General features: G+C 68.5%; 19 protein-coding genes and 3 pseudogenes. 13 read left to right on the top strand and 9 right to left on the bottom strand.

Annotated elements, in window-relative coordinates; translation table 11 throughout:
• The first annotated feature begins 36 nt into the window (after positions 1–36).
• A complete protein-coding gene (locus FPZ22_RS06260) occupies positions 37–726 on the top strand; it encodes a VIT1/CCC1 transporter family protein (RefSeq protein ID WP_144891400.1) in 690 nt (229 codons plus the stop codon).
• A gap of 17 nt (positions 727–743) precedes the next feature.
• Here the strand turns inward: FPZ22_RS06260 and yihA are convergent, their stop codons facing one another.
• On the bottom strand, positions 744–1,358 hold the full coding sequence (gene yihA / locus FPZ22_RS06265) for a ribosome biogenesis GTP-binding protein YihA/YsxC (protein ID WP_144891402.1): 615 nt from the start codon (positions 1,356–1,358) through the stop codon (positions 744–746).
• 129 nt (positions 1,359–1,487) lie between these two features.
• Between yihA and FPZ22_RS06270 the strand changes: the two are divergent.
• From FPZ22_RS06270 to azu, 12 genes and pseudogenes are all read left to right on the top strand, one after another.
• A pseudogene (locus FPZ22_RS06270) lies at positions 1,488–2,294 on the top strand (c-type cytochrome); the annotation flags it as partial.
• Between the two features lie 220 nt (positions 2,295–2,514).
• Positions 2,515–3,207: a thiol:disulfide interchange protein DsbA/DsbL gene (locus FPZ22_RS06275; RefSeq protein WP_144891405.1), complete on the top strand. Its 693-nt coding sequence runs from the start codon at positions 2,515–2,517 to the stop codon at positions 3,205–3,207.
• Positions 3,204–4,079, top strand: a complete 876-nt coding sequence (locus FPZ22_RS06280; RefSeq protein ID WP_144891408.1) for a thiol:disulfide interchange protein DsbA/DsbL — start codon at positions 3,204–3,206, stop codon at positions 4,077–4,079. Before FPZ22_RS06275 ends, FPZ22_RS06280 begins: the two co-directional genes overlap by 4 nt.
• Positions 4,080–4,164: 85 nt before the next feature.
• Positions 4,165–4,929: an endonuclease/exonuclease/phosphatase family protein gene (locus tag FPZ22_RS06285; RefSeq protein WP_144893983.1), complete on the top strand. Its 765-nt coding sequence runs from the start codon at positions 4,165–4,167 to the stop codon at positions 4,927–4,929.
• A 50-nt stretch (positions 4,930–4,979) separates the two neighbouring features.
• Complete coding sequence (locus FPZ22_RS06290) at positions 4,980–5,519, top strand: YaeQ family protein (protein ID WP_144891410.1); 540 nt, start codon at positions 4,980–4,982, stop codon at positions 5,517–5,519.
• A gap of 75 nt (positions 5,520–5,594) precedes the next feature.
• On the top strand, positions 5,595–6,044 hold the full coding sequence (locus tag FPZ22_RS06295) for an FKBP-type peptidyl-prolyl cis-trans isomerase (protein ID WP_144891412.1): 450 nt from the start codon (positions 5,595–5,597) through the stop codon (positions 6,042–6,044).
• A gap of 158 nt (positions 6,045–6,202) precedes the next feature.
• Complete coding sequence (locus FPZ22_RS06300) at positions 6,203–6,394, top strand: hypothetical protein (RefSeq protein ID WP_144891414.1); 192 nt, start codon at positions 6,203–6,205, stop codon at positions 6,392–6,394.
• Between the two features lie 324 nt (positions 6,395–6,718).
• Positions 6,719–7,531, top strand: coding sequence for a TylF/MycF/NovP-related O-methyltransferase (locus FPZ22_RS06305; protein ID WP_168198955.1), 813 nt, complete (start codon positions 6,719–6,721; stop codon positions 7,529–7,531).
• Between the two features lie 193 nt (positions 7,532–7,724).
• Entirely contained in the window at positions 7,725–8,654 is a 930-nt protein-coding gene (locus tag FPZ22_RS06310) for a hypothetical protein (protein ID WP_144891418.1), read from the top strand.
• A 174-nt stretch (positions 8,655–8,828) separates the two neighbouring features.
• On the top strand, positions 8,829–9,311 hold the full coding sequence (locus FPZ22_RS06315) for a cupin domain-containing protein (protein WP_144891420.1): 483 nt from the start codon (positions 8,829–8,831) through the stop codon (positions 9,309–9,311).
• Positions 9,289–9,774, top strand: a complete 486-nt coding sequence (locus FPZ22_RS06320) for a GFA family protein (RefSeq protein ID WP_210412717.1) — start codon at positions 9,289–9,291, stop codon at positions 9,772–9,774. Before FPZ22_RS06315 ends, FPZ22_RS06320 begins: the two co-directional genes overlap by 23 nt.
• Positions 9,775–10,187: 413 nt before the next feature.
• Positions 10,188–10,537 (top strand): annotated as a pseudogene (azu, locus tag FPZ22_RS13780) (azurin).
• 87 nt (positions 10,538–10,624) lie between these two features.
• Here azu and FPZ22_RS06330 read toward each other — a convergent pair.
• From FPZ22_RS06330 to FPZ22_RS06365, 8 genes and pseudogenes are all read right to left on the bottom strand, one after another.
• Positions 10,625–11,653, bottom strand: coding sequence for an FAD:protein FMN transferase (locus FPZ22_RS06330; RefSeq protein WP_168198956.1), 1,029 nt, complete (start codon positions 11,651–11,653; stop codon positions 10,625–10,627).
• A gap of 10 nt (positions 11,654–11,663) precedes the next feature.
• A complete protein-coding gene (locus tag FPZ22_RS06335) occupies positions 11,664–12,212 on the bottom strand; it encodes a nitrous oxide reductase accessory protein NosL (protein ID WP_210412718.1) in 549 nt (182 codons plus the stop codon).
• Complete coding sequence (locus FPZ22_RS06340; RefSeq protein WP_144893989.1) at positions 12,209–13,033, bottom strand: ABC transporter permease subunit; 825 nt, start codon at positions 13,031–13,033, stop codon at positions 12,209–12,211. The genes FPZ22_RS06335 and FPZ22_RS06340 overlap by 4 nt, the downstream gene beginning before the upstream one ends.
• On the bottom strand, positions 13,030–13,647 hold the full coding sequence (locus tag FPZ22_RS06345; RefSeq protein ID WP_144893991.1) for an ATP-binding cassette domain-containing protein: 618 nt from the start codon (positions 13,645–13,647) through the stop codon (positions 13,030–13,032). The genes FPZ22_RS06340 and FPZ22_RS06345 overlap by 4 nt, the downstream gene beginning before the upstream one ends.
• A 73-nt stretch (positions 13,648–13,720) precedes the next feature.
• Positions 13,721–13,951: pseudogene (locus tag FPZ22_RS14415) on the bottom strand (ATP-binding cassette domain-containing protein); the annotation flags it as partial.
• On the bottom strand, positions 13,948–15,210 hold the full coding sequence (locus FPZ22_RS06355) for a nitrous oxide reductase family maturation protein NosD (protein WP_144891424.1): 1,263 nt from the start codon (positions 15,208–15,210) through the stop codon (positions 13,948–13,950). The pseudogene FPZ22_RS14415 and the gene FPZ22_RS06355, both read right to left, overlap by 4 nt.
• 4 nt (positions 15,211–15,214) lie before the next feature.
• Positions 15,215–17,203, bottom strand: a complete 1,989-nt coding sequence (nosZ, locus tag FPZ22_RS06360) for a TAT-dependent nitrous-oxide reductase (protein WP_144891426.1) — start codon at positions 17,201–17,203, stop codon at positions 15,215–15,217.
• 42 nt (positions 17,204–17,245) lie between these two features.
• The gene (locus FPZ22_RS06365; RefSeq protein ID WP_144891427.1) at positions 17,246–19,390 is read right to left on the bottom strand and encodes a NosR/NirI family protein; all 2,145 of its coding nucleotides are present in this window, start codon (positions 19,388–19,390) and stop codon (positions 17,246–17,248) included.
• Between the last annotated feature and the right edge of the window lie 70 nt (positions 19,391–19,460).

Raw genomic sequence — 19,460 nt, forward strand, 5'->3', positions numbered from 1 at the left:
CGCCAGCGGCGCAATCGACCTGTGAGGTAACCCGCAATGCCGCCTCCCGAACACCACCGCAGCGGACGCGCCGGCTGGCTGCGCGCCGCGGTCCTGGGCGCCAACGACGGCGTGGTCTCGATCGCAGGCCTGGTGGTGGGCGTGGCCGCCGCCGGCGCGGAACCGACGGTGGTGCTGGCCAGCGGCGTGGCCGGGACCGTGGCCGGTGCCTTCTCGATGGCCGCCGGCGAGTACGTCTCGGTGCACTCGCAGGCCGACACCGAACGCGCCGACCTGGCGCTGGAGCGCGAGGGCCTGCGCGACCATCCCACGCGCGAGCTCGAGGAGCTGACGGACATCTATCGCGAGCGCGGACTCGATCCGGAGCTCGCCCGCCGGGTGGCCGAAGAGCTGACCGCGCACGACGCCCTGGGAGCCCACGCCCGCGACGAGCTCGGCTACCACGAACTCAGGCAGCCGCGGCCGCTGCAGGCCGCCTTCGCCTCGTCGGCGGCCTTCATCGCGGGCGCGGCCCTGCCCATCGTGACCGCGGTGCTGGCGCCCCACGCACACGTGGCCGGGATCACCACCGCATCGACCCTGGTCGGGCTGTCCCTGACCGGCGCCACCGCAGCCTGGCTGGGCGGCGCGCCGCTGCTGCGCGGCGCGATGCGGGTGGTGTTCTGGGGCGCGGCGGCGATGCTCGCCTCGGGCCTGATCGGCAACCTGTTCGACGTCGCCGCCTGACGGACGAGCGCGGCCGCTCAGTCGGGCGCGATCTCCAGCCAGCCGCAGATCACCTCGCGCGCCTGGTCGACGCCCAGCTTCGATTCGCCGGAGAAGGCCTGCACGCCGACGGTGTCGCCATAGCTCTTGCCCAGGTCGCGCTTCACCGCCTGCACCGCACTGGCGACGGCCCCGCGGGAGAGCTTGTCGGCCTTGGTCAGCAGCGCGTGAGCCGGCAGCCCGCGCTCCACGGCATAGCCCAGCATGTGCCGGTCGTAGTCCTTGAGGGGATGGCGGATGTCCATCACCACCACCAGGCCGCGCAGCGCCAGCCGGGTGCGGAAGTAGGTGTCGAGGAAGGCCTGCCAGTGCGCGCGCAGGTCCTGCGGCACCTTGGCGTACCCATAGCCGGGCAGGTCGACGAGGTAGCGGCCCTCGTGCTGCGGCAGCTCGAAGTACACCAGCTGCTGGGTGCGCCCCGGGGTCTTCGAGACCCGGGCCAGCGCGTTCTGCTGGCAGAGCGCGTTGAGCGCGCTGGACTTGCCGGCGTTGGAGCGGCCGGCGAAGGCGACCTCGAAGCCGCCGTCGGGCGGCAGCTGGCGGGGAACGTGCGCCGACAGCAGGTACTGGGCGCGTGCGAGTGGATTGGCCATGCGCACAGGATCGCACGGGCCGGCGCGAAACGGCCCGGGTTTGACCGCTCGAAGCCGGCAACTGGATAATGACGGGCCTTGCGACCGTGCCCTCCCGGGCCGGTGCCCAGATTCCCGGAGCCCAGCCCGATGCGCCACGCCCGCAGCTACCTCGTCGCCGGATTCGCCGCCCTGGCGGTCGGTGCCGTCGCCTTCGCCCAGACCACGGTCGCCCCGCTGGAAGAAGCCGCGCCGGTGGAGACCCTGCCGCTGGAATCGGTGGACGCGCTGGCCCAGCTGGCCGACACGGTGCCCGGCAACGCCCAGAACGGCGCCACCCTGGCCGGCGTCTGCGCCGCCTGCCACGGCACCGACGGCAAGAGCACGCTTCCCGAGCTCTACCCGAACATCGGCGGCCAGAGCGAGAAGTACCTGGCCCGCCAGCTGGCGCTGTTCAAGAGCGGCGAGCGCGCCAACGCGATCATGCAGCCCTTCGCCTCGATGCTGTCGGCGCAGGACATGCGCGACGTCGCCGCGCACTTCGCGACCCAGCCCGCCTCGGCCGGCATCGCCGACGACACCGTGGTCGCCGCCGGCCCGTACGAAGGCATGAAGTTCTACGAGATCGGCGAGCAGCTGTTCCGCCGCGGTGACTTCGAGCGCGCGATCCCGGCCTGCATGGCCTGCCACGGCCCCACCGGCGCCGGCAACCCGGGCCCGGCCTACCCGCACGTCGGCGGCCAGCAGGCCTGGTACACGGCGCGCCGCCTCGAGGAATACCGCGCCGGCACCACCACCGAGCGCGACACCGGCATGTTCGACATCATGGCCGCCGTGGCCGGCCGGCTGACCGACGAGGAGATCGGCGCGCTGGCGAGCTACATGCAGGGCCTGCACAAGCGTCCCGACGCGGCCACCCTGGCGGCGATCGCGAAGATGCCCGCGCCGGCTCCCGCCGCCGAGGCCGCACCCGCACCCGCGGACGGCGAAGCCGCACCGGCCGAAGGCGAGGCGCCGCCGGCGGACGCGGACGCGGTGCCGGCGGACGCACCGGCCACGGACCTCCAGCAGCCGTGATCCCCGCCCGGCCCCGCGGGCCGGCGGCCACCATGGTGCGTACACCGAAGCGCCGGCCAGGATCCTGTGCCGGCGCTTCCTGTTTCAGGAATCGCAGTCGATGATCCAGCGCCTGATCCCACTTCTTCTTGCCCTGGCCCTGGCCACCAGCGCGGCGGTCGCGATGGCCGCGCCGGCACGGGCCGCGGACGGCCTGGTCGAGGGCCGCGACTACGTCGCGATCCCGGATGGGCGCCCGCTGGACGCGAAGCCGGGCAAGGTCGAAGTGGTCGAGGTCTTCGCCTACTGGTGCCACGTCTGCAACGATTTCCAGCCCCTGATCGCGGCCTGGCAGCGTGCGCTGCCCGGCGACGTCGCCTTCCGCTACCTGCCGGCGGCCTTCACCCGCGACGACGCCTACGCCCGCGCATACTTCGCGGCGGAGTCGCTCGGCGCGCTGGCGCGGACCCACGAAGCCACCTTCCGCGCCATCCACGCCGAGTACGCCCTGCCACAGCGCGGCGCGTCGGTGGACGAGGTCGCGACCTTCCTGGCCGGCTTCGGCCTCGGACGCACCGCGGTCGCGGACGCCATGCGCTCCGCGGAGACCGACGCCCGCATGGACGCGGCGCGCGCGTTCGTCGTGGCCGCGCACGTTCAGGGTACGCCGACGATCATCGTGAACGGCCGCTACCGCGTACTCGGCCGCAGCTTCGGCGACATGCTCCGCATCACCGACCTGCTGGTCGCGCGCGAGCGCACCGCGGCCGGCTCCGCTTCCACGTCCTCCGCATCACACGAGTCCAAGCCATGAACAAGCGCCTGACGTTCGCCTCCCTGCTCCTGAGCGTGCTGCTCGTCGCCTGCGGCGGCGGCGAAACGCCCGCCACCGCCGACGCGCCCGCAGCCACCCCGGCCCCGACGGCCGGTGCCGCCGCTCCCGAGAGCGACGCGGTGTCCGACGAACCCTCCGCCGGCGACGCCACGGCCGGCGACGCCTCGGAAGCCGCCCCCTCGGGAGACGCCGCCGAAGCGCCCGCCACCGCCGCGACGGACGCTCCCGCCGCCACCGAAGCGACGCCTGCGCCGCCCGCCGACCAGGGCCCGCCGCTGGTTGCCGGCGTGGACTACGTCGAGATCCCGGGCGGCCAGCCGTTCGCGCCGCTCGAGGGCAAGGTCGAAGTGGTCGAGGTGTTCGCCTATTCCTGCGGCGCCTGCGCCGCCTTCGACCCGCTGGTCGGCGCCTGGCAGAAGCGCCTGCCGGGCGATGTGCGCTTCACCTACCTGCCGGCGGTGTTCCACGACCAGGACAACTACCCGAAGGCCTACTTCGCCGCCGAGGCCATCGGCGTGGCGGACCGCGTGCACTCGCCGCTGTTCAACGCCATGCACATCGAGCGCAGCCTGCGCCCGAACTCCAGCGCCGAGGACATCGTCGCCTGGATGGCGAAGCAGGGCGTCGACGCCGGCCAGCTGCGCGGCACCATCGACAGCTTCGCGGTCAAGGCCAAGGTCGCGCGCACCAAGCAGTTCATCGTGCGCAGCGGGATCGACGCCACGCCGACCCTCGTGGTCAACGGCAAGTACCGTGTGCGCGGCCGCACCCTCGAGAACGTGCTGGAAATCACCGACCGGCTGATCGCGCGCGAGCGCGCCGCCGCCGCACAGGCCGGTGGCTCGCGCTGACGGCCAGCAACCGGCGCCTGCCGCGGCCTTCGCGGCGGGGGCCGACGATCCTGCCGCGGCCCCCGGGGCGGGCGGCACCGGCGTGATGGCCGTGCCGCAGCGGCTGAAGCTTCTAAGCGCCAACATCCAGGCCGGCTCCAGCACCCGCCGCTACAGCGACTACGCCACCCGCAGCTGGTCGCACCTGCTCCCGGTCGGCAACAAGCGCGGCATGCTCGACACCATCGCCAGGCTGGCCGGCCGCCATGACATCGTCGGCCTGCAGGAAGCCGACCCCGGCAGCTGGCGCTCGGGCTTCACCAACCAGACCCACTACCTGGCCGAGCGCGGCGGCTTCGACTACTGGACCCACCAGCCCAACCGCCGCGTTGGCCAGTTCGCCTCCAGCGCCAACGGACTGCTGAGCAAGTTCGAGCCGCTGGACATCGAGGTCCACCCCCTGCCCGGCCGCATCAACGGCCGCGGCGTGCTGATCGCCCGCTTCGGCGAAGGCGAGGACGGCCTGACCATCGCCGTGGCCCATCTTTCGCTGGGCGCGCAGTCGCGCGCGGCGCAGCTGTCCTTCATCGCCGAACTGCTGGCCGACAGCCCGCACGCGGTGCTGATGGGCGACTTCAACTGCACCGTCGACCGCCCCGAGATGGCCACGCTGTTCCGCCAGACGCGGCTGCAGCCGCCGGCGTCCCTGGTGCACACCTTCCCGAGTTGGAAGCCGCAGAAGGCGATCGACCACATCCTGGTGAGCGATGCGCTGGGCTGCCGCGACATGCAGGCGTTCCCCGCGGCCTTCTCGGACCACCTGGCGCTTTCGGTGGAGCTGGATGTGCCCGCCGCGGCCCTGAAGCGCTGAGCCCCTCCCTCCGCGCCTGGAATGGCGCTCACCGACACGACCACCACACCATGCCCAAGTCCACCGTAGTGAAGGCCGAGCTGCAGATCAGCGACATGGACCGGAACTACTACGCCACCCACAACCTGGTGCTGGCGCAACACCCTTCCGAAACCGACGAACGCCTGATGGTGCGGCTGCTGGCCTTCGCCATGCACGCCGACGAGCGCCTGGAGTTCGGCCGCGGCCTGAGCGACGAGGATGAACCCGCGCTGTGGCGGCGCGACTACGCCGGCGACATCGAACTGTGGATCGAGCTCGGCAACCCGGACGAGTCGCGGATCCGCAAGGCCTGCGCGCGTGCGCGCCAGGTCGTGGTGCTGAACTACGGCGGCCGCGCCTCCGACCTGTGGTGGGAGAAATCGGCCGGCGCGCTGTCGCGGCTGAAGAACCTCACCGTGCTCGCCCTGCCGGCCGACGTGCCGGAGCAGCTGGCGGCGCTCGGCGAGCGCGGCATGCGCCTGGACGTGCTGGTGCAGGACGGCGAACTTCAGCTGATGGGCGAGCGCGGCAGCGTGGCCGTGCGCCCGGAAGTCCGCATCGCCGCCTAGCGACGCGCGTCGCCGCGGCCCTCGGGCGCGGCCGCTGGGCTACCCTCGGGGCATCCTCGTCCCGAGCCGCCGCACATGTCCAACCGCCCCCTCCGCGCCGTCGCGACGCTGCTGTCCTCCCTGCTGCTGCTTGCCGCCTGCGGCAAGGCCCCACCGCCCTACACCGGCGGCGACGTCGGCGAACTGCAGCGAATCGACCTGCGCGAGGGCGACGGCGACGTCGCCCGCGCCGGCGACGAGGTCAGCGTGCACTACACCGGCTGGCTGTACGACCAGGACGCCGCCGACAGGCGCGGCGAGAAGTTCGACAGCTCCGTCGACCGCGGCCAGCCCTTCATCTTCATGCTCGGCGCGGGCCGCGTGATCCGCGGCTGGGACGACGGCGTGGCCGGCATGCGCGTTGGCGGCAAGCGCGAACTGCTGATCCCGGCGGACCTGGGCTATGGAGCGAAGGGCGCGGGCGGATTGATCCCGCCGGGGGCTTCGCTGGTGTTCGAGGTGGAGTTGCTGGATATTCGGAGGTGAGGGGGAGAGGATCTGCTGATGGGGATGCATGGGGTGCGCGCGGAAGTCGAGTTCGGTGCATACCGGCAGATTCAGGGCGGTATGACTGGGCTGCTGCCGGCTCCGTGGACACCGTTCCAAGCTAACTGGGCTTGGAGCGCGTCACCGGCGCGCCGGCGATGATGTGGGGCCCGAGCATCGTGGGCTTCGACCGCTATCACTACCATTACGAAAGCGGGCGCGAGGGCGAGTGGGCGGCGACGGGCTTCTCGCCGCGCAGGAACGAGACCAGCGTGTACCTGAGCGCAGCCGGCCTCGCGCAGGCCGCGCTGCTCGTCCGGCTCGGCCGCCACAGGATGGGCAAGTCCTGACTGCACATCCGCAGGCTGTCGGATGTCGTACCACCCGGGTCCGGGCACGAGATGCAGTCGCCGGTTGAATTGCCGCGCATCCAATTCGCATGTTGTGGCTTTGGATCAAGTCCTATCTGCCTCGGAACATGCGTTTGCTATCCAGTGGCCAGACCGCTCCGCAGGCACTGCCGTGCTGTTCAACCTTTTTCATGGCACCAAGCTGGTCTTGAAAGGCTTCCTGGCCGTGAAGGGACTGTTCGGGCAGGCGCGGGATCCGGCGCGAGGCCCATGCTGAATTACGGTCGTGCACACCAGGACAACATTACTTGGGGAGCGTTTTCCATGAAAACCAAGCGACGCAAGAACAGCCGGATCCGTGCATTATATGTTCGGTACTTGCGCCCCTATATCCGCCAAGATATTGATAGACAACGGATCAAGCTCCCATATTTTGTTCTGGGTTACTGGCCTTTGATTCTTCTGAAGAACCTCTCGCCACTCGACAAGTTAAGATTATTCTGGCGATTCCTTGTAATCGATTGGTTCATTGTGCATGCTCACAGGCCTTCTGAAATATCTGTTGTCTGCCGGGCACTGTCCGAACGGCGCGCGCAGGCGGGGGAAGCATTACTGGAAGCAGGCTGTTTCAATGGAGGGAGTTCCGCAAAGTTCAGTGTTCTCTGCTCGATGCTTGGCTACCGTCTTTCCATCTACGATTCATTCGAAGGGGTCGAGGAATTGTCCCCGGAAGAGAAATCTGAAAGTTACGATTTCTCAGGCGAGTACGCTGCATCCGAGGAGCTGGTTCGCGAAAATATCATGAGATATGGCGAAATAAGCGTCTGCTCCTTCCACAAAGGTTGGTTCGCAGACACGCTGGCCCGCACTCGTGTCCCCTACCCCGTGCGGGTTGCATATATCGATTGCGATGTTGCAAAAGGCACGCGAGAAGCACTGCACGGTATCGTGCCCGCCCTGGTTCATGATGGATGGATATTCTCGCAAGATTTCCATATAACGCCAGTTGTGAATTTATTGCTTGATGAAGGTACGTGGATGCCGTTGGGGAAGGGCATGCCGATTATCAGCAAACTGGGTGAACAGATCGCCGGTATACGGTTTGGCGGGCCTCTTATAGCTGAAGAAGCTGCTTGAGCCTGCACTTGGCAGACAGCACACTACAGCGAGGCCGTGGTGAATGACCCCGTCCACCGCCGCGCACGGGTTCCGGCAGCACCGTTTCCCGCACCGTCCGTCTGAACCTGCCGTGCCGCTGGCCGGTGATCGGAGGCAACTTCGTACCAGCCAGTAATCGGCGGCGGGGCCGACACGTGGAGGAGGGAAAACCATGAACACCGTTTCCCGGCTGGCATCCGTGGTGTGCGTCGGCCTCGGGCTGGTTGGCGCGAGCACTGAGGTCGCGGCCGAACGCATCCTGATCGTCCACGATGAAGACACCGGCGTGTCGCGGACCTATACGCCGCCGATCGGCGTCTTCACGCTCAGTGAGGTGGGGGAAATACTCCGGGTCACGGTCGGGGAGCAATTCGGAGAAGTGAGCGCGAGCGTGCTGCCGGGTTTCTGGTTCATGAGCTTCGTCGCGCCACCCGGCGAACGGCTCAGCCCGGGCGTATATCGTAATGCCGGCTGCCTCAGCCCCTACCGGACCGGCCGCGCACCGTCCATGGAAATCGCCGACAACCCGGTCTGCCTGGATGGCGACACGGTCTGGGGCGAGTTCGCCATCCGCCAGCTCGACTACGACGCCGCCGGTGCAGTGCGCGGGGTTGAGTTGACCTTCACCCAGCGGGTCGGGTCCGCGAGCGCCCCGGCCCTGACCGGCGAGCTGCGCATCGACACCAACCCCCTGTCGCTGACCGTGGACAGCCCGGCCGCCTTCGCCTGGGGCCGGATCGCGCAGGAGAACCACGGCGACACCAGCCTGTTCACGCTCACCGGCACAACCGCCGGCATCGACTACACCGCCTCGGTGATCAAGGACCTGTGGTCGATCGCCATCACGCCGCCGCCCGGCATGCTGCTGGAAGCCGGTCGGACCTACACCACCCGCAACTTCGCCGACGGTCGTAGCGCGGGCCTGCTGATACTGCGCGGCGCGGACGTCAGCCAGAGCTGCGCAGACGCCTCCGGTCTGCTGAAGGTGCGCGCGATCGAGACCGCCACCAGCGGCGAGGTGACCGGCCTGCATGCAGACTTCCATTACAAGTGCACGCTCAACGGGCCACCCCTGCGCGGCACGATCCGGTACCACCTGTAGCGATGGTTGCGCGCCGCCCGGGTCAACGACGAACTCGCCGCGGCAGGCTCTTTACCAACCGCGAGAACTTTGACGCTTATGAGTTCCCAAGCTGCGGAAAGGTCGAGTTCTTCCTGGCGGAGCAGGGCCTGACAATCGCTGCATGCTGACGCATCTCACTCCAAGAGCCCGGCCATGTCCCGCCCCACCCTCCTCCTGATTTCCCTTCTCCCCATCCTCGCGTTCGCCCAGCCAGTGGCCGAACCAGCCCCGGTGGCCAGGACGTTCCAGGACCCCGCCCTGGACTGGGGTCCCTGCCCGGCGTTCATGCCTGAAGGCTGCGCCATCGCGGTCCTCCAGGGCGACCCGTCCCGGAACAACGCCGACGTCTTTTTCAAGGTCCCGGGCAAGACCGACATTCCGCGGCATTGGCATACGTCCGCGGAGCACATGGTGCTCGTGTCGGGGAAGCTCCACGTGACCTATGACGGCCATGCAGCGACCGTGCTGGATGTCGGGACGTTTGCGCATGGCCCCGCCGAACTGCCGCACAAGGCATCCTGCGTCTCGGACGAGCCCTGCGTGCTGGCGATCGCATTCGAATTGCCGGTGGACGCGTTCGCCAGCGACAGCGACACTCCCGACGACAGCGACCATGACCCCGACCGCGACGAGTAGAACGCCTCGGCAGCCTGACGGCCCTTCCCGACCGGAGAACCCCATGAAAAGCGGCTCCTGCATGTGTGGCGCGATTTCATTCCGGGTGTCCTGCGATCTCAGGCAGCCGGATGCGTGTCATTGCCTGCAGTGCCGCAAATTCTCGGGGCACTACTTCGTTTCGACGGATGTTCCCCGCAGCGCCCTGCAGATCCACGGTGCCGAACACATCACCTGGTTCCAGTCCTCCGAGCGCGTCCGGCGCGGGTTCTGCTCGATCTGCGGCTGTTCGATGTTCTTCGATCCGCCCGCGAAGGACTGGATCGGCATCGCCATGGGCGCTATCGACGGTGCCAGCGGGACCTCCACGGAGCTGCACGTTTTCGTGGTCGAGAAGGGCGACTACTACGGGATCACCGACGGGCTTCCCCAGTACGACCGGCTGCCCCTGCCGCCGACGATGCCGGCTCCGGCTCCGGCCTGACGCTCCATTCACGCCGCGCTGCCGCGCGCCTTGCCATAACGGGCGCCAGCACGCCGGGGCGTATCATCGGCCGCGGCGTGCGCCTCCCCTCCCATGTGGCGCAGCCTCGTCTCTCTGCACATGCCCCCATTCCTTTCCGGAGTCAACGCATGAACATCAAACTTCCCCTCCTGACCGCCGCCTGCGCGCTGGCCCTGTCGGCCTGCGGTGACCGGCCCGCGACTCCCGCCGCTCCCGCCGCCCCGGCTGCCGCGCCGCCTGCGGCGGCTCCTGCCGAAACCCCTCCCGCCCAGACGCCTCCGGCCACGCCGGCCGAAGCAAGCACCCCGGCCGACGCCTCCAAAGCGCCTGCGCAGGGCAGCAAGGAGGCCGTGGTCAGCAACTGCGCGACCGAGATCGAAGGCAACGATGCGATGCAGTACAACGTGAACTCCATCACCGTCCCCGCCTCGTGCACCGAGTTCACGATCACGCTCAAGCACGTCGGCAAGATGCCGGTCGCGGCCATGGGTCACAACGTGGTGATCACCACGGCGGACGACATGAGCAAGGTGGTCGCCGACGGCATGGCGGCGGGCCTGGATGCAGGCTATGTCAAGGCCGACGATGATGACGTCATCGCCCATACCGACATGATCGGTGGGGGGAGACGACCTCGGTCACCTTCCCCGTGAGCAAGATCCAGGGCGACGGCCCCTACAAGTTCTTCTGCAGCTTCCCCGGGCATTCGGCCCTCATGAACGGCGTGATCAGCGTCCAGTAGGCATCCGCGGACATGACGTCGAGGCGGGGATCGCGATCCCCGCCTTTTTTCATGCGCCGTCGCGCCCTGCCGGCGCGCGCCCCGCAGTCATGCCTGGCCCGCCGGTTCACCGCTGGGGCCGGTCACGCGGCCCGCCGCATCGACGAACCACGCGCGCACCGACGGATGATCCGCGAGCAGCCGCGCGCGGCGCTCCGGCGACAGGATCGACAGCGTCGTGGAAAGACCATCGGCGAGAGTGGCCCGCGGCGCCGCCACCGACACCGATGCATGGTGGTTCGCGCTGCGGCCGGTCCGCGGGTCCAGCAGATGATGGATCCGCGGATCGGGACCGAATCGCGTGCCGTAGCCGCCGGAGGTCGCCAGCGCGGAACGCTGGCTTCCGCTGCCCAACGGCAGTTCGAACAGCGTGCGACCCGGTGCGGCGGGATCAGCGACGGCGGCGCGCCAGGGACCGCCTTCCGGACGCTGGCCGAGCGCGCGCCCTTCCCCCAGGTCGATCAGCACATCGTCGAATCCCTCGGCCTGCAGGAGCTCGGCGACACGGTCTGTAATGAAACCCTGCGCCACGCCGTTCAGGGTGATCGCCGCGCCGGGGCGTCCCAGGCGTATCCGGCCCGGCTCCACTTCGACGTCGGCGAAGCCCACACGCTGGCGCGCCCGGCCGATCGCCAGGGCCGACGGGCCGAACGGCGATGCATCCGGCCTGGAGAAATGGTCGATATACAGCCGCAGGAGCGGCTGGACGGTGGGGTCGAATGCGCCGCCGCTGGCCTGCGCCAGCGAAAGCCCGAACGACAGGAGTTCGACCAGTTCGGCCGGCGGATCGTCCAGCCGACCCGTGGCGTTGAGGCGGGACAGGGCCGAGTCCGTCCGGTACAGGCTGAACACCGATTCCAGCCGATCGATCTCCGCCAGGCAGCGGTCGATCATCGCCTGCGCATGCGGGCGGTCCGGGTGGACCAGCGTCATCGAGGCCAGGGCACCCAGCGCCACGCCCTTCCAGATGGTCGGGACCGGCGCCGCCGCCGGCCCGGTGAGTGCACGCCCGAACGGCATCGACCCCAGTACCGCGCCGGTGGCGGCGATCGAGAGAAAGCGTCGGCGATCCAGCATGACCCGTTCCTCAGTGTTCGTGCTCGCGCTCCGGCATGGAGGATGGCAGATCCACCGGGCCGAGCACGTAGGCATCGGGAATGTCGTCGAGTCGGACGATACGCCCGCCGTGCGTGGCGCGGAACGCCTCGGCCGCCGACTCCGTGGCGAAGGGCACCGCCTCGGGCGCCCCCATGCCGCCGCGCATGGAACTGTCGACCACGTACCAGGCGGCGCGCGCGTCCACCCAGGCACCCGCCTCCGGCTGGTCCCAGTTGCTCGCCCGGCCCATGTCGTTGACGTAGACCGCTGCCACGTCCCGGGGCTCTTCGGGAAGGCGCAGGAAGGCGATGGTGTCGCGGACGGACGAGAACCAGATCGGACCATCCCGGCTCTTCAGGTGGATCTGCCCCTTCGGGCCTTCATGGTCGGCGAGCAGCATTCCGCAGTAGTGGCCGGTCGCCTCGTCGGAGACTTCGGCGGGCGCGGGCGGAGGGCTCTCCGGCGCGGCCCTCTCGCAGGCGGTGGAGAGCAGGATCGCGAGGCCGACCGCGGCCCAGGTCATCCCGACAGTCTTCATATCGGCCTCCTCCTGAATGCGAGCACCGCGAACGCCAGCGGGATGACCACCCAGGCGGCGAGCACCGCGAGCAGGACGGCCGGCGGCTGCGACGCCGCATTGCCGGGACCGGCCAGGCCGCTGTAGACGGCCACGCTGTCGCTCGCGGTCATGTTGAAGATCCGGTAGACGTCCGCCGGATTGAGCAGCAGCAGGACGTCCAGCACACCCTGGGTCACGCGCTGCCCCTGGTCCGCCACCAGGATGCCCAGCAGGGCCGTATCGTAGAGCAGTACGAAGAACAGCCAGATGCCGACCGCCAGACCGGCCGCGGTCGCTCGCTCGCGCACGATGGCGCTCGCCAGCACGCCCATCGACACGAAGGCCGCACCCAGCATGATCGACGTGGCCACCATCGTCGCGAAGGCGCCCCAGGCGGGCGCGCCGGTTTCACTGCCCGCCGCCAGCGCGCCTGCCGCGACGCCGTAACCGAGCAGCGTGGCGACGCCCAGGATGCCGACCTGGCCCAGGGCCTTGCCGACGATGACCTGCCAGCGCGCCACCGGGTACGACAGGAGCAGCATCAGCGTGCCGCGTTCCTGCTCGCCCACGATCGCGTCGAAGGACAGCAGCAGGGCGATCAGGGGCACCAGGAAGATCGTGAGACTGGCCAGGCTGACGACGACGACCGCGAGCGGATCGGCCTTGACGGCCCCGGTGGGGGCACTCCCCAGCAGCACCAGCGACAGCGACAGCGCGGCCAGCAGCAGCGTGGTCGCCACCACCCAGCGGTTGCGCAGCCCGGCCCGGACCTCCTGCATCGCGAGTTTCAGCACGTTCATGCCGCGGCCGCCTCCTGCTGGACCAGGTGCCGGTAAAGATCCTCGAGTCCGGGCGTCGCGATGTCGATGTCCTCGACTTCCTCCATCGCCGCCAGCGCCCGCAGTGCCGCCATCTTTTCCGTCGCCGGCACGCTGAGCACGAGCGCGCCATCGCTGCGCGCGGTGCACTCGCTCCCTGCGGGCAGCCTTTCGAGCACCCGCGCCGCCTCCCCTTCGCGTACGCGCAGCCTCATCCCGGCGTCCGGCACCATCCCCTCGCGCAACTCTTCGAGGGTGCCTGCCGCCAGCAGGCTGCCCCGATGCATGACCGCGACCCGATCCACCCGGTTCTCGACCTCGGCCAGGGCATGGGTACAGACCAGCACCGTGGCACCGCTGCCGCGCAGCATGTCGATGGTGTTGAACACGTCGATCCTGGAGGCGGGATCCAGGCCGCTGGTCGGCTCGTCGAACAGCAGCAGCCGCGGCTCGCCGATCAGGGCCTGGGCGATCCCCAGCCGCTGGCGCATGCCCTTGGAATACGTCGAAACCCGGCGGTCCGCCGCGTCCGCGATGCCCACCATGGACAGCAGCTCGCGGTTCCGGCGCGGCGAGTGGCGCTTCCAGTCCGGCATAGAACGACATCAGTTCATTGCCGGTCATCGCGCCGTGGAAGGCGACGTTCTCGGGCAGGAAGCCGAGGGTGCGCCGCGCTTCGGCACCTCGCGCGCCGGCTGGATCGACGCCCGCCACGCGCACCAGGCCCTCGTCGGGCCGGACGAGCCCGAGCAGGAGCTTGATCAGGGTTGTCTTGCCGGCGCCGTTGTGGCCGACAAGGGCGGTGGCCTCGCCGGCATGCAGGGCCAGGGTGACGTCGCGGACGGCGCTCACGTCGCCATATCGCCGCGTCACATCGCTCCACTGCGCAATGACGCTCATCGCGAAACATCCCCGGGCATCCGCGGCGGACGCATGAGGGGCGCACTGTCCACGACGCCGCCCGGATACAGGGCCGGGAAACGCGCCTGCGCCCAGCGCACCATCTGCACCGCGGGGCTGCTGGTCAGCACCTTGGCCTGCGGCAGGGTCCACAGGATCTCGTCCATCACGTCGTTGGGGCGATACGGCCGGTCGGCGATGCCGTCGCCATCCAGGTCATAGGCCGGATTGTCGCTCCAGTAGTTGCCCCGGCCTTCCGAAGCCCAGTCCAGGTAGCGCGTCCCCACGTACTTGACCTGCATCCGGTTGGCCACGAACGCATTGCCGGCCATCGTGTTGCCCTCCGAGCCGGCGGTGAAGTGGATGCCGATCGGGCAGCCCTCGAACCAGTTCTCGACGATCCTGTTCGCATTGGCGTTGTAGACGAAGACACATTTCTCCCCGCCCCCCAGGACGGTGTTACCGATCACCTGCGAGCCGTTGGTGGCGTTCAACATCAGGCCGTGGTCCCTGTCGTTGACGGAGACGTTTCCACGGATCTCCAGTCGCTCCGAAAACATGATGGCCCAGCCGACGTGGTTGCCCCGGGACCTGTTGCCGACGATCCGGCTGTCGTGGGTATACATGTAGTGGATCGCGAAGCGCAGGTCCGAGAACGTGTTGTCCTCGAACGTGTTCTGCCTGCTGACCCTGACGTAGATGCCGTCGCGGCCATGGCTGACGGTGTTGCCGATCACTTCGGCGCCGGGGGCGTTCCAGATCGAGACCCCGTTGCCGGCCTCGGCCATGCGCAGGTCCCTGCGCCCGGTGATGACGTTGCCCTGCACGATCGAGCCGCCGGCACCGTGCAGGTAAACGCCGAACAGGTTGTCGACCAGATGGTTCTTTCGCACATCCGCCCGCGGCGCCGATTCCTGCACGAGGATCGCCGAATCCATCGCCGCCAGGTCGACGCCGGACCCGGTGACCTCCAGCTCGTGTACGCGGACATCCGGGGCCGTGATGGTGATCACGCTGCCTGCGCCGGGCCCGGCCAGCACGGCGCCGGGCTCGCCGATGAGCGAAAGCGTCCTGTCGATGACGACCGGGCCGGCATGCCGCCCCGGCGCCAGGCGGATGATGTCGCCTGGCGCCGCAGCCTCGACGACCGGCTGCAGCGGTGTGCCCGGCGTCACCCGGTGCTCGGCGGCAAGCACCTGCGCGGACGCCATCGTGCAGACCGTGATGACGAGGCGCGCGAGGTGGTACCTGCGTGGCATCCGCCTAGGCCTCGACCAGCATCCGCCCCTTCATCTCCATATGCATCGCATGGCAGAACCACTGGCAGTAGTACCAGTAGACGCCGGGGCGGTCGGCAACGAAGGTCACCGAGGCCGTCGCCTGCGGAGCGACTTCCATCGCGATGCCGTAGTTGACGATGGTGAACCCGTGCGTCAGGTCCTCCACCGTGTCGTTGTTGGTCACGTAGACCGTCACTTCATCGCCGCGCTTGACCTTGAACTCGGTCAGGCTGAACGTCGGCGCGACCGAGGTCATGTAGACGCGGACCTTGTTGCCGTCGCGTATCACCTGGGCGGCGGCGGCGAGGTTGACGCCATCCGCCTCGGCCTGCCTCCGCGCGTCCTCGAAGATGGGGTCGTTGCGGTCCCAGACATGGACCGGGTTGACCTTCGATCGGTGGATGATCTCGATGTCGTGCGGCTCGGCGAACGAAGGGCCGTCGTGGACCAGGACCATCTCGTCGCCGGAGATGTCGATCAGCTGGTCGTTCTCGGGCTTCAGCGGACCCACGTTGAGGAACCGGTCCTTGGAGAACTTGTTCAGCGACATCAGCCACTTCCCGTCGGCCTCGTTGCTCTCGCCCATCGAGGTGTGGTTGTGGCCCGGCTGGTAATGCACGTCGAGCTTCTGGATGATCGGGTCGACGTCTTCGCCGTTGAACGCCCGCACCGCCTTCTCGATGTTCCACTTGACGATCTGGCTGTCGATGAACAGGGTCGTGTAGGCATTGCCGCGGCCGTCGAACGCGGTATGCAGCGGACCCAGGCCGAGTTCCGGTTCCGCCACGACCGTGTCGCGCGGCTCGATCCTGCCGGCGAAGAGATCCGGGAACTTGCGTACGTCGAACACGGTGCAGGTCGGCGACAGCTTGCCGTTCGCGACCGCGTAGATGCCGTCGGGTGCCGTGTTCATGCCGTGCGGGCTGTTGGACACCGGCACATAACGGGTATACGGCGAACCCATGTCCTTGCGACCGTCGAGAACCGGAACGCCCCCGATCATCTGCGCCTTGCCATCCCTGACCGCGGCCTCGATCGCCTTGATGTCGAAGATCGTAACCCAGTCCTGCTCGGCCGACGTCATTTCCGCGAGCGTCACGCCTTCCTCGGAGTTGTAGCAGGTGGAGAAGGCATACAGCCCCTGGTAATCGCAGTCGACGTTGTCCAGGTTGCCGCTGACGATGATCTGCCAGGCGACCTGCATCGTCTCGCCATCGACCGCGGTGAACATGCTCCGGTATTCCTTCGTGTTCTCCAGGTCCGAGCCGTCGTTGGGGATCGGAACGCTGTCCTCGCCGTTGCAGAACAGGTAGCCGGTCTTCGGGAATTTCTGCAGGCGCATGCCGTGGACCGTGTGCTGGTTCGGCAGCTCGAGGATCTTGTCGCACTTCATGACGTCGCAGCGGATGCGCGCCACCCGCGTGTTGGCCTTGTCGTTCACGTACACGTAGCGGCCGTCGTGGGCGCCACCGGTGAACGACATGTGCGGATGGTGCAGATCGCCGTTGACGTACGTGCCGCCGTGGCGCTCGAGGTACTTCCTCGTCTCCGGGGTCAGTCCTTCGGTAAGGACCTTGAGGCTTTCGTTGGTCTGACCCCAACCGGTGGCGCTGCAGCGGTTGAACACCGGGATCCGCATCAGCACGCGCATCGAAGGCATGCCCAGGATGCGCAGTTCTCCGCTCTGGCCGCCCGACAGGAAGCCGTAGTACTCGTCGAGTTCTCCCGGTGCGATATGCGCCTTGGCCAGGGCGGCCGACGCGCCCGTCCTGCCGCCGGCAGGTGCGGAGCCGGCTGGCTGGGCGGTCCCGTTGCCCGGCGCGCTCCTGTCCCCGCAGCCCGTCAGCAGGCCGGTTGCCACGGCACCCGCGGCCAGCGTCACGCCGCCCGTCAGCACCGCCCTTCTGCCTGAATCCGTTACCGCAGGCTCGTCGGCCGCCTGGTGGATCGATCTGTTCTTGTCGTCAGCCATCTTCACTTCTCCACTCTGGAAATCGTTCCATGCGCAGCAGGCTCAGGTTGCTGCGGACTGTTCCCCGCCTGCGGGCATCACTGCAAGCGGGATCGATCTTCCGGTTGCTTCGCGCCGCTCGCGCTTGAGCCGACGCTGGATCTTGACCGGACACTTCGTGTCGCTGTGGTACAGCACCTGGCAGTGCAGGCACGAGATGCACTCGTTCGGATTGATGTGGCCCTCCGGATGGATCGCCTCCACCGGGCACTCCTTGAAACAGCGCATGCAGGGATTGCCGCATTCGCGGTAGCGCTTCAACCAGTCGAACATCCGCAGGCGCCCCGGAATCGCGAGCGCCGCGCCGAGCGGGCACAAGTAGCGACAGAAGAAGCGCTCGACGAAGAGCCCGGCGACGATCAGCGCCACGGCGAACAGCACGAACCACCACTCGCGCATGAAGCGGAGAACGATCGCCGTCTTGAAGGGCTCGACCTCCGCCAGCTGCTCGGCGAAGGCGAGGGATCCCAGCGAGACGCCGAACAGGCCGAGGAAAATGATGTACTTGATCGGCCACAGGCGCTGGTGGACGCCCCACGGAATCTTCAGCTGCGGAACCTTCAGCGCCCTGGCCACCCGGTTGGTCAGTTCCTGCAGTGCACCGAACGGGCACAGCCAGCCGCAGAACGCTCCGCGCCCCCAGAACAGCAGCGCCACCGCCACTGAACACCACAGGATGAAGATCAGGGGATCGATCAGGAACGAAGACCAGTTGAATCCCGAGCGCAGCGAGGTCGTGAACGTCAGGACGTTGACCACGGAAAGCTGCGCTTGGGCGACCCAGCCCAGCCAGAACAGGGTCGTCACGAGGTACGCCAGGCGGATCCGGTCGAACAGCTTCTCGCGCCTGACCAGTGCGTCCTGGAAAAAGAAGACCAGGGTCAACGCGACGAGCATCACGCCAAGCATGGCGATGGCGGCGACCTTGCTCCGCCACATCCGCTTCCACAGCGGATCCGTGTCCTCTTCAAGGAATGCGCCCGCATCGGTGGCGGCCAGGCCGGACCCGGATGGTGCTTCGGCCGCGTCCCGCGCGGCAGGCGCGGTTGCGGCGCCCGCTTCCGGCGGTGGGGCGGCAGCCCGGGTGTATCGGGCCGGAATCGAATACGGGAGATCGAACGACACGAAGGCCTTGCTCAACGCGCCGGTCGCCCGTTGAACGAGCAGCTGGAGGCGCCAGGGCTGGGCCGGATCGAACTCGCTGCCTTCCGGAACGATGAAGATCCCGATTTCCTGCAGCGATGGCGCGTCCGCGGCGGCAATCGATCCGACGCGCCGATGCAGCTGGTCCCGGAAGCGTATCGTCTCGGCGCCCTGGATCAGTTCGATGCGGTCGAAGATGCCGCCGCGCACGTATCCGGAACCCTTGAAGGAATAGATGCCGTCGCCCGCGACCAGGATGGCCTGCTGGCCGGGGGCGAGCATCCCCAGCATGCTTGCGTACTCGCTCTCGCCGAGCAGACTGCGCCCGATCGCCGGCTGCGACACCAGGGCCACGTAAAGGTCGATGAACGGATCGTCCGGCGCGCCTGCCTGCGGGCGCCGCACGGCTGCCGGGTCGCCCGCTTCGGCGAACCTGCGGTTGACATCGCCTACGGTCAGGGACAGGTGCTTGACCGCGCCCTCCTCGAGCAGCTGCCGCCAACCTGCGACGGTGCCGGCCTCCGGGTCGAGGACGCGCGCCGCTGCCGCGGCAGGGGCGGTGCCGCCGCCGTCCAGGCCAAGCAGCCGCGCCACCCTCACGGCCGAACGGGTGACGCTCTCTCCCATCACCAGCACGGTCACCGTGGCTCCACTGACCAGGTCCACGCGCGGTGGACCCGTCCCTTCGGCCGCCGCCTTCAACGGGTTGTAACCGACGAAGACGGCCAGGTAATCGACGACACGCTTCTCGGGGATGCCGATCAGCACGATCGGTTCGCTGTGCGCGACCAGCTTGACGCCGACGATGGTGCCGGCCGTGTCCAGCCCGACGAGGACGTGGATGGGTTTGCTGGAATAGCCGTCCGCGTTGACGTACTGCGAATTCAGGTAGGCGTAGCCGACCAGCTGGTCGCCCCGGAAGACCTGCGCGACAGGCGGCGACTGTCGGGTGGGCCCGAAGCGATCGGCTCCGGGCACGAGCTCACCTGGCGCGACCTGGTCCACGAAGGTGTCGAAAGTCGCCCGGGACTGCGCGGCCGCCGGCTGCCATGAAAGCGCGCCGAACAGGAAGATG

The sequence above is a fragment of the Luteimonas granuli genome (genome assembly GCF_007795095.1).
In the GTDB taxonomy this organism is placed as follows: domain Bacteria; phylum Pseudomonadota; class Gammaproteobacteria; order Xanthomonadales; family Xanthomonadaceae; genus Luteimonas; species Luteimonas granuli.